Source organism: Leisingera sp. ANG-M1 (assembly GCF_000813745.1).
In the GTDB taxonomy this organism is placed as follows: Bacteria; Pseudomonadota; Alphaproteobacteria; order Rhodobacterales; family Rhodobacteraceae; genus Leisingera.
Genome location: NZ_JWLC01000025.1, coordinates 294,848 through 307,823, shown reverse-complemented (window position 1 = coordinate 307,823; position 12,976 = coordinate 294,848). Strand labels below are relative to the sequence as shown.

The 12,976-nt window shown below is 60.5% G+C and carries 18 protein-coding genes; 9 read left to right on the top strand and 9 right to left on the bottom strand.

Annotated elements, in window-relative coordinates:
* The first annotated feature begins 73 nt into the window (after positions 1-73).
* The 6 genes from RA19_RS20845 to grxD all read left to right on the top strand — a co-directional run bounded on the left by RA19_RS20845 (position 74) and on the right by grxD (position 1,907).
* A complete protein-coding gene (locus RA19_RS20845; protein ID WP_039166640.1) occupies positions 74-592 on the top strand; it encodes a hypothetical protein in 519 nt (172 codons plus the stop codon).
* Between the two features lie 65 nt (positions 593-657).
* On the top strand, positions 658-894 hold the full coding sequence (locus RA19_RS20840) for a BolA family protein (RefSeq protein ID WP_039166638.1): 237 nt from the start codon (positions 658-660) through the stop codon (positions 892-894).
* A 4-nt stretch (positions 895-898) separates the two neighbouring features.
* Positions 899-1,132, top strand: coding sequence for a hypothetical protein (locus RA19_RS20835; RefSeq protein WP_039166425.1), 234 nt, complete (start codon positions 899-901; stop codon positions 1,130-1,132).
* Positions 1,133-1,211: 79 nt separating this feature from the next.
* Positions 1,212-1,388, top strand: coding sequence for a hypothetical protein (locus tag RA19_RS27060; protein WP_193748315.1), 177 nt, complete (start codon positions 1,212-1,214; stop codon positions 1,386-1,388).
* Between the two features lie 10 nt (positions 1,389-1,398).
* Complete coding sequence (locus RA19_RS27055; protein ID WP_193748314.1) at positions 1,399-1,545, top strand: hypothetical protein; 147 nt, start codon at positions 1,399-1,401, stop codon at positions 1,543-1,545.
* Entirely contained in the window at positions 1,545-1,907 is a 363-nt protein-coding gene (gene grxD, locus RA19_RS20830) for a Grx4 family monothiol glutaredoxin (protein ID WP_039123911.1), read from the top strand. The genes RA19_RS27055 and grxD overlap by 1 nt, the downstream gene beginning before the upstream one ends.
* 73 nt (positions 1,908-1,980) lie before the next feature.
* Here the strand turns inward: grxD and RA19_RS20825 are convergent, their stop codons facing one another.
* The 4 genes from RA19_RS20825 to RA19_RS20810 form a co-directional block, all read right to left on the bottom strand.
* Positions 1,981-3,117, bottom strand: a complete 1,137-nt coding sequence (locus RA19_RS20825) for a calcium-binding protein (protein WP_152615840.1) — start codon at positions 3,115-3,117, stop codon at positions 1,981-1,983.
* A 226-nt stretch (positions 3,118-3,343) separates the two neighbouring features.
* A complete protein-coding gene (locus tag RA19_RS25925) occupies positions 3,344-4,228 on the bottom strand; it encodes a calcium-binding protein (RefSeq protein WP_052261959.1) in 885 nt (294 codons plus the stop codon).
* 169 nt (positions 4,229-4,397) lie between these two features.
* Positions 4,398-4,799: a cell division protein ZapA gene (locus tag RA19_RS20815; protein WP_039166422.1), complete on the bottom strand. Its 402-nt coding sequence runs from the start codon at positions 4,797-4,799 to the stop codon at positions 4,398-4,400.
* On the bottom strand, positions 4,799-5,647 hold the full coding sequence (locus RA19_RS20810; protein ID WP_039166419.1) for a hypothetical protein: 849 nt from the start codon (positions 5,645-5,647) through the stop codon (positions 4,799-4,801). The genes RA19_RS20815 and RA19_RS20810 overlap by 1 nt, the downstream gene beginning before the upstream one ends.
* A 244-nt stretch (positions 5,648-5,891) precedes the next feature.
* On the opposite strand from RA19_RS20810, the gene tkt reads away from it, so the two are divergent.
* Positions 5,892-7,913 carry a transketolase gene (gene tkt / locus RA19_RS20805; protein ID WP_039166417.1) on the top strand — a complete coding sequence of 674 codons (2,022 nt, stop codon included), beginning with the start codon at positions 5,892-5,894 and terminating at the stop codon, positions 7,911-7,913.
* 88 nt (positions 7,914-8,001) lie between these two features.
* Here the strand turns inward: tkt and RA19_RS20800 are convergent, their stop codons facing one another.
* Entirely contained in the window at positions 8,002-8,244 is a 243-nt protein-coding gene (locus RA19_RS20800; protein WP_039166415.1) for a hypothetical protein, read from the bottom strand.
* 98 nt (positions 8,245-8,342) lie between these two features.
* Positions 8,343-9,314, bottom strand: coding sequence for a DUF808 domain-containing protein (locus RA19_RS20795; protein ID WP_039166411.1), 972 nt, complete (start codon positions 9,312-9,314; stop codon positions 8,343-8,345).
* A 234-nt stretch (positions 9,315-9,548) separates the two neighbouring features.
* Between RA19_RS20795 and gap the strand changes: the two genes are divergently transcribed.
* On the top strand, positions 9,549-10,550 hold the full coding sequence (gene gap, locus RA19_RS20790; RefSeq protein WP_039166408.1) for a type I glyceraldehyde-3-phosphate dehydrogenase: 1,002 nt from the start codon (positions 9,549-9,551) through the stop codon (positions 10,548-10,550).
* A gap of 75 nt (positions 10,551-10,625) precedes the next feature.
* Positions 10,626-10,769, top strand: coding sequence for a hypothetical protein (locus tag RA19_RS27050; RefSeq protein WP_039166405.1), 144 nt, complete (start codon positions 10,626-10,628; stop codon positions 10,767-10,769).
* A 154-nt stretch (positions 10,770-10,923) separates the two neighbouring features.
* Here RA19_RS27050 and coaD read toward each other — a convergent pair whose 3' ends face one another.
* The 3 genes from coaD to RA19_RS20770 form a co-directional block, all read right to left on the bottom strand.
* Entirely contained in the window at positions 10,924-11,424 is a 501-nt protein-coding gene (gene coaD, locus RA19_RS20780; RefSeq protein WP_039166401.1) for a pantetheine-phosphate adenylyltransferase, read from the bottom strand.
* 95 nt (positions 11,425-11,519) lie between these two features.
* Complete coding sequence (locus RA19_RS20775) at positions 11,520-11,954, bottom strand: CBS domain-containing protein (RefSeq protein WP_039166398.1); 435 nt, start codon at positions 11,952-11,954, stop codon at positions 11,520-11,522.
* A gap of 55 nt (positions 11,955-12,009) precedes the next feature.
* Positions 12,010-12,906, bottom strand: a complete 897-nt coding sequence (locus RA19_RS20770) for a LysR family transcriptional regulator (RefSeq protein ID WP_039166396.1) — start codon at positions 12,904-12,906, stop codon at positions 12,010-12,012.
* Positions 12,907-12,976 lie beyond the last annotated feature (70 nt).

The window sequence follows — 12,976 nt, the reverse complement described above, 5'->3', positions numbered from 1 at the left end:
TCTGAAGCAGTCTGATGCTCAAAGGCGGGATGGCATGGTCATCCCGCCTTTTCTTTCACCTTGGGACCACCCTATGAATCTGCCGGACTTGAAAGAGGATTGCAGCCGCTGCGCCGCCCTGTGCTGCCTGGCTTATCCGTTTGAGCCGCACGAGGACTTCGGGCTGGTCAAAGCGCGGGACACGCCCTGTCCCAACCTTGGGCCGGATTTCCGTTGCAGCATCCACCCCGATCTAGCCTCGAAAGGGTTCGGCGGCTGCATCGCTTATTCCTGTGCAGGCGCTGGACAGCGGGTGACGCAAGAACTGTTTGACGGCGAAACCTGGCGCGATGATCCCGATCTGCTGCACCATATGACCTATGCCCTGCGGGTATTGCGCCCAATCCACGAAGCGCTGCTGGTCCTGCAGGAAGCCGCCACCCTGTCCTTGCCTGCGGACCTCCAGAACCACTGCCAGGAACTGACTCGGGCTCTTTGCCCGGAAGACCCATCTTCAATATGGGATTTTGAGGAAGACAGCGTGCAAGACGCGCTCGCAGCGGTCCCTGATTTCGTCGAAACACTGGCGCCTTTTGCGCAGAGGCGCCGCTAAAGCCGCTTGCACAGCCCCCGGTGCCAACCTACATTTTTACCAAACAAGACAAAGGACTTCCCCGGATGCCCATGCAAGCCCACGAAATCGAAGAACTGCTGCGCGACGCCTTCCCGGACGCCGAAATCCAGGTCGGCGGCACCGATGGCGTGCATATGTCGGCGATGGTTGTCGACGAAAGCTTCCGCGGCAAGAACCGCGTCCAGCAGCAGCGCGCCGTCTATGCCGCGCTGAAAGGCAAGATGGACGGCCCCGACGGCGAGCTGCACGCGCTGGCGCTGACGACAAAGGCGCCTGAATGAGCCGATGACCCTGTTCACGTCCCTTCTGATCCTCGGCATTGTGGTCATGGCCGTTGCTGCAGCGGTCATTTCCCAGCGCCGAGTGCCTTTGGAAGAGGACGAAACAGACCCGGACTATCATACTCTGCGATCTGACTATAATTCAGGCATGGGCGGCGGGTCTCTGCGAACCTGGAAAGTCCCCAAAGACCCGCAGGAATATGCTCGCTTCTTTGTCCCGAAGGACAAATTGAAGTAACCGGGAGCATGCTTGCACATTCCTTCTGCCGATTCCCGAACGGCCAAGTTGGCTGTCATTTTGGAGGAAGGAGGCTGCCATGAGCGATGAACCTGTCCTCTGGCTGGCGGTCCGGATTTTCGGCGTCCTGGTCGATCTTGCGTATCTGGCAGCGGTTGCCATCTGTGAAGGGCCGAAGCTGATCAAATACGGGCCAAGGTACTGGCGCGTTGAGCGGAAGTTGAGGCACCGGGCCTGGAAACGGCGGCTGCAATGAACGGAACCTGATGCTGAACACCCTGATTTCAGCCTTTCTGGACTATCTGCCGGGCGCTGCGCCAATTGCTATGATTGCGGGGCTTACTTTCCTGAAGCTTCTCCCCTATATCCGAACAAACCGCGAGCGGCGGCAACGCCAAGAGGAAATGGATTAATGACCGACGTAAAGACCCGCATCGACGAAACCGTCAAAGCCAGCGACGTTGTGCTGTTCATGAAAGGCACCAAGGAAATGCCCCAGTGCGGCTTCTCCTCGCGCGTGGCGGCAGTTCTGAACTACATCGCTGTGGACTACACTGATGTTAACGTTCTGGCCGACGAAGAAATCCGTCAAGGCATCAAGGAATACTCCGACTGGCCGACCATCCCGCAGCTGTATGTGAAGGGTGAGTTCGTCGGCGGCTGCGACATCATCACCGAGATGACCCTGTCCGGCGAACTGGACGGCATGTTCGACGAGAACGGCATCGCCTTCAACAAGGACGCCGCCGACAAGATCCGCGAAGCTAACGGCTAAGAGCAACGGCAATCCGGAAAAGTAAAAGCCTGCCCCAGCGGCAGGCTTTTTTATTGGTCTGACGCCTTCAGGATCAGGCGGCGCCGATCAGCACTAGGTTTTCAACAGTGAAAGTCTCGCCGGCACCCTCCAGCCGGGTCACCACCTCACCCCTTTCGAGGATCAGTGCGTCGCCGGTTTCCTCGTCGGTTTCAACGGTGTAGTCGTCTGGATTGAGGATCGCGCTGTCATCGTCCAGGATGATCTGGACCACATCTTCTGCCGGGTTGTAGTCGGTGATGGTGATGATCTCTGTCCCGTCCTGCGACAGGTGCAGTTCAAACTCGTCACTGCCGCTGCCGCCGATTCCGGTATCCCCTTTGCCGAGCGCCAGAATGTCATTGCCATCGCCGCCATCCAGCGTGTCAGCGCCGTTGGCTTCGGTGGAGACGAAGATATCGCTGATCGGTTCAGGGTTTTCCTCGTCCCGGAACCGGGCAATTTCTTCCGGCGTCAGATCCCGGTTCAGATCAACACCATACAGTTCGTCACTGCCGCGGCCGCCGGTAAGCTGGTCTGCCCCCTCACCGCCGAACAGCGCGTCGTCCCAGTCGCCGCCATCTACCGTGTCGTCGCCTTCGCCGCCATAAAGGACATCTTTTCCCGCGTCCCCGGCAATCACATCATTGCCTGCACCGCCATAGGCGATGTCGTGATAGTCGCCGCCGGAAATATTGTCGTTTCCGTCACCGCCATGGGCCACATCCTTGCCAAGACCGCCGTTCAGCGTGTCATTGCCGATCCCGCCCTCAAGGCTGTCAGCCCCCTGGCCGCCATCGAGCAAGTCATTCCAGTCGCCGCCGTCCAGCGTGTCGTTGCCGTCGCCGCCGATCAGCGTGTCAATGCCGCCGTCCCCCATCAGGGAGTCGTTGCCTTCGCCGCCGTTGACAAGATCGTGGAAGGAGCCGCCGTCCAGCGTGTCGTTGCCTTCGCCGCCAAGCAGGATATCCTGGCCTGCGCCACCCGAAATACTGTCGTCGCCGCCGCCGGCGTTGACCCGGTCATAGCCGTTCCCGGCGTCCAGAACGTCGTCGCCGTCCCCCAGAATCAGGTCGTCTGCACCATCCGTGGGCGTGTTATCTCCAAGATTAGGCTCAGGTGTACCTCCCGAGGGGTCGTCTGCCTGGGACGTATCATCATCGTCATCCAGGCTGATAGCCAAACCAGCCACTGCCAAAGAGCCAAACAAAATCGCAGCAATCACAGAATCACCCCCAAGTAGAACGTTAAAAATTTACTAACCGTACATACGGGGGTTGATTAGAGGCGTCCAGCCACGGATCCACTCCGCGTCGACAGACGGGATGAAAAGTCCGTTTCTATGGCGGAAACAATACAGATAAGGTGTGCTAGCCGTTGATATTACGCCTTTTTCGTCGTCTCGATTGTCAGGTCTGCTAGACGCCGGCCGCGATTTCAAGCTGTTGAAGCGAGAAACTTTCTCCTGCTCCGGTCAGTCGCGCAACAAGGTTTCCGTCTTCCAGGATCAGCGAGTCGCCAGTCTCTTCTTCGTGTTCGACACTGAAATTGCCCTCGCCCGATACCCGGACTGAATCCTCGCCTGCTACGAAATCTTCAATGACCGCAACCGCAGAGCTTCCAGGCATCAGGTGCAAGTCGAAGATATCCCGGCCCGAACCGCCGGTGGCCGTATCCCCGGAGCCAAGCGCCAAATAGTCGTGGCCATCGCCGCCATCCAGAACATCGGCTTCATCATCCGCTTCCAAAGCAAAGAGATTTGCCGCGCTCTCCTCCCCGTCCCGCAGCTCCTGTAAATCAGAAACCTCCGGTTCGGGAACCACCTGCACACCGAAAATGTTGTCATTGCCGCGGCCGCCGGAGAGATGATCTGATCCTTCACCGCCAGAAATAACATCATCCCAATCGCCGCCCAGAACGGTGTCATCTCCGCTGCCGCCGAACAGAATGTCCTTGCCGCCGTCACCGTTCAGGAGATCCGCACCATCGCCGCCCAGCAGAATATCGTGGAACTCACCGCCTGAGAGCTCATCCTGCCCCGCCTCGCCAAGCAGGATGTCCAGCCCTGGACCGCCGGAAACAGTGTCGTCGCCGCTGCCGGCGCTCACCTGGTCATTGCCGCGCCCGGCGCTGACATTGTCCGCCTCATCCCCAAGCTGCAGGCGATCTGATCCTTCCGTCGGTTCAGTTTCCCGCTGCGGTTCTTCGCCCGGGTCTTTTTCCGCCTCCGGAACGTCGATATCGAAGGCGGTTAGGGATGCACCGCCAATCACTAGCGCTGCCAGGATCATCGCTTCCAACATTCTGCTGCTCCGCTGCCTCGGGAATTCTCCCTTTGCAGCGAAACTAACGTATTACCGACGTGTTAACGAGCCTCAGGCGCGTCCGATGTCTGAAATTGAGTGTTTCCGGCGGGTCTGGCAAAGGCCTGGAAATGGCCGGAATTTTGCCGCTTTTCCAGTTCTCTGCGCTCTAGCCTGCTGTCTGCGACTGTTCCTCGATCTCCTGCGCAAGCGCCTCTGTCCGCGCCGCAAGTTCTGCCAGGCTTTCCGTCACCTGAGGCGGCACAACAGGCACTTCAATCCGCTCGGGTTCCGGAGCCGGGGCGCCGCGCAACTCGGCCAGCTCCTGCTCGCGCTCGGCCAGCACTGCCTCGACCTCCTTGATCCGGTCTTCGACCGCCGCGGTTTTGTCGGCCAGCATCAGCCCGGCCATCAAGAGCATCCGTGCTTCCGGCATCCGGCCGATCTGATCAGACAGAACCTGCGCCTCGTCGTCGAGCATCTTGGCAGCAGAGTGCAGATAGCTTTCCTCGCCCTCCTGGCAGGAAACCTCGAAACCGCGGCCGCCGATATGAATGGTCACTTCCGGCATCAGACTTCCTCCCCTTCCGGCAGGTTGCGGGCATTGGCCAAAAGCGGCTCCAGCCTGGCAAGAACAGCATTCACTTGCGCCTGGTCGCTGGCCTGGGCTGCCCGCAGGCCTTCGATCTCAGCTTCCATAGAGGAATTGATCAGCCCGGCATCGCCAAGGCTTTGCGCATTGGCCTCGCGCAAAGCGCTATTGGAGGTGCGCAGTTCCTCATTGGCCTGGCGCAGCTGCTGCAGCTCGGTATCCAGGCGCAACAAGGCTTCGTTCTGGCGTTCAATCTCGCCGGCCGCATCCATCGCAGGCGCAGGTTCAGCAGTCTGCGCGGCCGCGCCCTCTTCAAGCTGAGCAGCCAAGCGGTCCTTGTCAGCCCTGGCTTCAGACAGCTGGTCCTCAAGTGCTTCTTTCTCGCTGGCGGCGGTATTTGCAGCAGCTTCCAATTCCGCTTTCAGACGCGCAACTTCCGCCCGCAGCGCTTCCTTCTCAGCCGGATCGCCTGCCTCGTTGCGCAGCAGCTCAAGCTCAGCCTGCATCGCCGCGACGTCCCCGTCAGGCGCCGCCGCGCCGCCGCCTGCTTCCTGCAAACGGGCATGAAGCACCTTCACCCGCTCCTCGAGCTGGGCGTTGGCAAGCTTTTCTTCTTCCAGGGCCTGTTCAACCTCGGCATTGGCTGCACCTGCTGCTGCCGCTTCGGCAGCTTTGGCCGCCTCTGCCGCGGCTTCCTCAGCCTTGGCCTCCGCATCTGCGGCTTTAACCCTATCGGCAGCGCGCGCCTCTTGCAGCGCGGCAGAGCCTGCGCTGATACGCTCCAGCGCAGCCTGGATGCGGCCTTGCAATTCTTCAATCTGGTTCATGCCTGTCCCTCACCCGTCCACATCTTTTCCATATTCTCTCCGGCGCCTGTGCGAATCGCACCTGCCGCCGCTGACATGGGCCAGTTCTTCTCTCTCAGGAATAAATCACCCCCCTTTGCGATTCAACCACTTGCCGCGCCAACTTCGCGCAGCAAGGCAGACATGCGCGCAAGCATGCTTGATCTTTGCGGCATCGCTGTTATTGAGCGCAGCAAATGCCTGTTAACGCCAAAGGACAATCCAAGTGGACCTGACAGCCCTGCGCACCGCAAACCCTGAGCATTGGAACAAAGCGGCCGCCATCCGAGCGCTCGCTCTCGACGCCGTTGCCGCCGCCAACTCCGGGCATACCGGCATGCCGATCGGCATGGCTGATGTGGCCACCGTGCTGTTCGAAAAGCACCTCAAATTTGATGCATCGAACCCGCAGTGGCCGGACCGCGACCGTTTCATTCTGTCGGCGGGCCACGGCTCGATGCTGATCTATTCGCTGCTCTATCTCACCGGCGACAAGCAGGTCACCCTGGACCAGATCAAGAACTTCCGCCAGTCCGGCGCGCTGACTGCAGGCCACCCGGAGAACTTCCTGCTGGACGCAGTTGAAGTCACCACCGGCCCGCTTGGCCAGGGCATCTCCAACGCCGTCGGCTTTGCCATGGCAGAGGAAATGCAGCGCGCCCACTACGGCAAGAAGGTCGTGGATCACCACACCTATGTGATCGCAGGCGACGGCTGCCTGATGGAAGGCATCAGCCAGGAGGCCATCGGCCTCGCAGGCCGCCACTCCCTGGGCAAACTGATTGTCTTCTGGGACAACAACAACATCACCATCGACGGCACCGTTGACCTGTCCGACCGCACCAACCAGGTGCAGCGCTTCAAGGCCTCGGGCTGGCAGGTGCTGGAAATCGACGGCCATGACCCCAGGGCCATCGATGAGGCCATCGAGGCGGCGAAAAAGGCCAAAAAACCTTCGATGATCGCCTGCAAAACCCACATTGCCCTGGGCCATGCGGCACAGGACACCTCCAAAGGCCACGGCGCGCTGACCGACGCTGACCAGCTGCAAGCTGCCAAAGATGCCTATGGCTGGACCGGCGGCGCGTTTGAAGTCCCGGCCGACATCAAATCCCAGTGGGAAGAGATTGGCGCCCGCGGCAAATCCGAGCGTGAAGCCTGGGAAGCCCGCTTCGCGGAGCTCTCGCAGCAGAAGCAGGACCGTTTCAACCGCGCCTACAACCTGGATGCGCCCAAGAAGCTGTCGGCCGCCATCAAGGCGCTGAAAAAGCAGGTGAGCGAAGAGCAGCCCAAGGTCGCTACCCGCAAATCCTCGGAAATGGCGCTGGCTGTTATCAACCCCTTGATGCCGGAAACCGTGGGCGGCTCAGCTGACCTCACCGGCTCCAACAACACCAAGACCGGCGACCTGGGCGTCTTTGACACCGACAACCGCAAGGGCCGCTATATTTACTGGGGCATCCGCGAGCACGGCATGGCCGCAGCGATGAACGGCATGGCGCTGCACGGCGGCATGCGCCCCTACGGCGGCACCTTTTTCTGCTTCACCGACTATGCGCGCCCGGCGATGCGTCTGGCCGCGCTGTCGAAGATCCCGTCCGTGTTCGTGATGACCCACGACTCGATCGGCGTCGGCGAAGACGGCCCGACCCACCAGCCGGTGGAGCATCTGGCGATCTGCCGCGCGACCCCGAACACCTATGTGTTCCGCCCCGCCGACACCGTGGAAACCGCCGAGGCCTGGGAAATTGCCCTGACCGCCAAGGAAACCCCCTCGGTAATGACCCTGACCCGTCAGAACCTGCCGACCGTGCGGACCGAGCACAAGCTGACCAACATGGTTGAAAAAGGCGCATACGTTCTGGCCGAGGCCGAGAACAAGCGCCAGGTGATCCTGATCGCCACCGGCTCGGAAGTCTCCGTTGCGATGGAAGCCAAAGCCAAGCTGGAAGCTGAGGGCATCGGCACCCGCGTCGTTTCCATGCCCTGCATGGAGCTGTTTGCACAGCAGGACGAAGCCTACCGCCGCAAGGTCCTGCCCGCAGGCCCGGTGCGTGTCGGCATCGAGGCAGCTGTGCGCGACGGCGGCTGGGACCGCTGGCTGCTGGGCGAGCGCGGCCAGGAGAAGAAAGCCGGATTCGTCGGCATGGACCGCTTCGGCGCGTCTGCTCCGGCAGGCGAGCTTTTCGAGCGCTTCGGCATCACCGCAGAGGGCACAGTTTCCAAGGTGAAAGAGCTGCTGGGTTAAGCTCTCCCTGACCTCAAAAGAATGAAGGGCACCCTAACGGGTGCCCTTTTCTATTTCCGGCCGACCATCCGGCGAAGGTTGCAACCCGTCAAACTTGGCTCACTTGAATGATCAGGTCATGGGCCCCGTCTATTAGACTGGCCTGCCAAGCTTGCTTTCGTCCAACAGCTTTCTCTAGTCGGAGGCGCATAATATCTTCCGCCCGCCGTGACGCGACTTCAGGAAAACTCGTTTCAACTGCCTGTAGCAACCAGCCTTGAGGGTTGCTCTTTCTCAACTCGACGGTCTTCGTTTCGGTTCCGTAAGTCAAACTGTAGAGAAACTGAGGCATTTTGATCTCCAATATAAGCTATTAGTGCAAACTGGATCTCTGCTGGAAGGCCCGCAAAGCATTAAAACTGAGCATAATCTAGCGGGACAAACGGACTTTCAATGACCCGCCTTGCTTACTCCAAACTTCCCCAAAACCGGCCCGATCACCTTGGTTGCCAACGGGATCAGCAGCAGCCCCAGCGCCACGCCAAACACCCCGTCCATTGCGGCCTTGGCAGACCACTCGGCAAAATCCTTCCAGGCGGCAGGCACTGCGTGGCCCACGGCATAGGCCCAGTCATGGATGTGATGGCCCAGCCAGCCGAAGCCCAGCACCTCCAGCCCGTGGATGATAATCGAACCGCCGACCCACAGCATCGCTGCGGTGCCAACCACAGACAGGATCTTCATCAGCACCGGCATGAACTTGACCAGGCCTCGTCCCAGCCCGCGCCCGATCGGAGTCGGCGCGTTGTTGGTCAGGTACAGCCCCACGTCGTCCATCTTCACAATCAGCGCAACTGAGCCATAAACAGCTACCGTCACGCCGATGGCCACCACCGCCAGCGTCGCAGCCTGCATCCAAACATTCGGCGCCTCGATGGCGGCCAAAGAGATGGTCATGATCTCGGCCGACAGGATGAAATCCGTCTTGATCGCCCCTTTGATCTTCTCTTCTTCCAGATGCCCGGGGTCCTTGACGCTCATATCCTCGTCGATGGCGTGGCTCGCATGCGGAAACAGGACATGAAAGATCTTCTCGGCGCCCTCAAAACATAGGTAAGAACCACCCAGCATCAGCAAGGGTGTGATCAGCCAGGGCGCAAAATTGGCCAGCAGCATAGCCACCGGCAGCAGCAGGATCAGCTTGTTGAACAGCGAACCGCGGGTGATGCGCCAGATGATCGGCAGTTCGCGCGCGGGCGCAAAGCCCTGCACGTATTTCGGCGTCACCGCCGCATCGTCGATGATCACGCCCGCGGTCTTAGCCCCGGCCTTGCCTGCTGCCGCTGCAACATCGTCAATCGACGCTGCCGCCACCTTGGCGATCCCCGCCACATCATCCAGAAGCGCCAGCAAACCGCTCATGCCAATTCCCTCAAATCCTGTTCGCGTTTGGGTGGCAATCTGCCTGCTTCCGCGGAGCGGCACAAGCGTTAGCGCCAGCGGCAAATTTCCGTTAACGCCACCGGCGCCCACCGTTACCGCCACCATCTCGATTTTGCGCTAACAGTTTCATTTAATGCCGCTTTTACCCCTTTAGACCACATCCGCCCCGGTCTATATGGCGGCCAAAGGTTTTGCTCGCTTGGAGACGTACTCATGACCATCAAAGTCGGGATCAACGGTTTTGGCCGCATCGGCCGCTGCACCCTGTCGCACATTGCCGCTTCGGGCCGCGACGACATCGAAGTGATCAAGGTGAACGCCACCGGCCCGCTGGACACCGCTGCGCATCTGATCAAATACGATTCCGTGCATGGCCGTTTCCCCGGCGAGGTCACCATCGGCGAAGGCACCATGAACCTGGGCCGCGGCGACATGCAGATGTTCTCGACCTACGACATGAACGAGCTGGACTGGGACGGCTGCGACGTCGTTCTGGAATGCACCGGCAAGTTCAACGACGGTGAGAAAGCCAAGGCGCATCTGGAGCGCGGCGCCAAGAAAGTTCTGCTGTCCGCCCCCGGCAAGAACGTCGACAAGACCATCGTCTTCGGCGTCAACGACGACCAGCTGGAAGCCGGCGACACCATGATCTCCAACGGCTCCTGCACCACCAACTGCCTGGCGCCGCTGGCCAAGGTGCTGGACGAGGCCTTCGGCATCGAGCACGGCATCATGACCACCATCCACGCCTACACCGGCGACCAGCCGACTCTGGACCGCCGCCACAAGGACCTGTACCGCGCCCGCGCCGCCGCCATGTCGATGATCCCGACCTCGACCGGTGCTGCCAAGGCCTTGGGTGAAGTGCTGCCGAATCTGAAAGGCCGCCTGGACGGTTCTGCCATCCGTGTGCCGACACCGAATGTCTCTGCCGTCGACCTGACCTTCCGCGCCGGCCGCGACGTGACTGCCGAGCAGATCAACGCCGCCGTCAAGGAAGCCGCTGAAGGCCCGATGAAAGGCGTTCTGGGCTTTGAGCCCGCACCGCTGGTCTCCACCGACTTCAACCACACCCCGGAAAGCTCGATCTTCGCTCCGGACCAGACCCGCGTAGTCGAAGACCGCATGGTGCGCGTGCTGGCCTGGTACGACAACGAATGGGGCTTCTCGGTGCGCATGGCCGATGTCGCCGTTGCCATGGGCAAGCTGGGCTGATCCTGCCTTAACTGCTTGAGAATTCACGCCCGCTCAGGTTATCTGGGCGGGCGTTTTCTTTGCGGCGGAGCCTTCATGACCAACCGGATTGCCATTTTCCTGGGCCTGTTTCTGATCGCCGCGGCCGCTACCGACATCGCCTTGTTCGGCGATGAGCATATGATTTTCCTTGGAAAGAGGCTGTTTGCCTTGATCGACTGGGTGGCCTTCTGGCGCTGACCCCGCCAAGGCAGCAGCCTTGGCGTGCTGCAAGCATTCGTTCATTTCACTTGGCGGCGGCGTCAGCCGCCGCCCGCGCGCGCAGCGCGCCTCCAAAAGCGCAAAGCCGGGCGAGAAGCCCGGCTTTGCTTGCGTTCAATCCTTGCAAGGAAACTCAAGCGGTCTTGCCCAGCCGCTCCAGAAGCCGGTCCTTGACCAGCGGGGTCACGAATTTCGACACATCGCCATCCAGCCGGGCAATTTCCTTCACCAGCTTCGAGGCAATCGCCTGATGCCGGGCCTCTGCCATCAGGAACACCGTCTCAACCGAGCTATCCAGCGCCCGGTTCATCCCGACCATCTGGAATTCATACTCAAAATCGGCAACAGCCCGCAGGCCGCGGACAATGATCTGGGCGCCGACGTCTCGGGCGCAGTCGATCAGCAGATTTTCAAACGGATGCGCCACGATTTCGGTGCCGGTCTCGGCACTCAATTTGGCGCACTCCGCCTCGATCATATCCACCCGCTCTTCAAGGTTGAACAATGGCCCCTTGTCGCGGTTGATCGCAACTCCGATGACCAGCTTGTCCACCAAAGCGCTCGCACGGCGGATGATGTCGATATGCCCGATGGTGATCGGGTCGAAGGTGCCGGGATACAGACCCACGCGCATGGGCGGCCTCCTGCCTTGTCAGAATTTCTGCGCACGCAAACACATTTGCATGCGCGAATGCAAGAGGGCAGAAATACGGACGCCCTGCCTGCGGCTCAGTGCCCCATGATCATGTCCTGCAGCGCGTCCTTTTCCATCGCCACCTGCGCAAGCTGCGCCTTGACCACATCGCCAAGTGTAACGATTCCCACAAGTTTTTCGTCCTCGACCACCGGCATGTGGCGGAAACGCCCGTCCGTCATCTGCTTCAGGACCTGGCCGACATTCGACTGGCTGGTGCAGGTGACCAGCTTGCGCGTCATATAGTCGCTCACAGGTTTATCAAGGCAGCCCGAGCCGCTGGCCGCAAGCTCCCGCACGATGTCGCGTTCCGAAAGGATGCCATCCGGCGTCTCCCCGTCTGCAGACACGACAACAGAGCCGAATTTGTTATCCGCCAATAGTTTGGCAGCTTCCGACACGCTGGCATCCGGCTTGATCGTGATGACCCCGGAGGTGGCCTTTGATTTCAATATGACTTGAACAAGCATGCTGCACCGCTCCGTAATTTTATTGCGCTACAGCAAGGTTTGCCGCAACGCAGCTTTAAGTCAAGGCTTCCAGGCGGGCCACCTCGTCGCGGATGCCTTTGGACAGCGCCTGGGCAAAGCGGTTCAGCCGCTCGCTGCGCTGATCGCCTTGATGGCGGACCAGGTGGAAGCTGCGCGTCAGGCTCACCTGATCGGTCAGGATTTTGCGTAAAGAGCGATGCGCCGGAAGGCTGAAATCATGGGCCACACACAATGCGGTGCCCTGCGCCGCCATCTTGATCTGCACCGACACGGAGTTGGAGGCCAGCGCCACCCGCTCGATGCCGATGTCGTTCAGGTAATCCAGCTCCTTGTCGAAAATCATGTCGGGGATATAGCCGATCATCTTGTGGCCCTTGAGATCCTCAAGCTTTGCAATCGGCGGGTGTTTCTTCAAGTAATGGCGCGACCCCACCAGATGCAGCCTGTAGTCGCAGATTTTCTGCACCAGCAGCTTTCCCGCCGAGGGGGCACTGACTGTGACCGCCATATCCGCTTCGCGGCGGCTGAGGTTGATGACCCTCGGCAAAGCCACAATCTGGATATCCAGGTCCGGGTTCTCTTCCGCAATCTGGGCACAGACCTGGGGCAGAATGTAGTTGGCGCTGCCATCCGGGGCCCCGATCCGGATCTGCCCGGACAGCGTGTCATTGGGGCCGGTCAGTGCCTCGGTTCCGGCCCGCATTGCCTGCTCCGCGGCTTCCGCGTGGACCAGCAGGCGGTCGCCGGCGGCGCTGAGCGCATAGCCTTGCGGCGATTTGACAAACAGCGGCGTCTCCAATGCGGCCTCAAACCTTGCGATCCTGCGGCCGACCGTGGCGGGGTCCATCTTCAGGATGCGCCCTGCCCCCGACAGGCTCGCCTCCCGCGCCACCGCCAAAAACACTTTCATATCATCCCACTGCGGATCCATTGCGCCGGTTCCTCCGTGCCCGTGTTAACGCTGCGTTAACCTTTTGCGTTACTGCAAAGCCTCTTTGAAA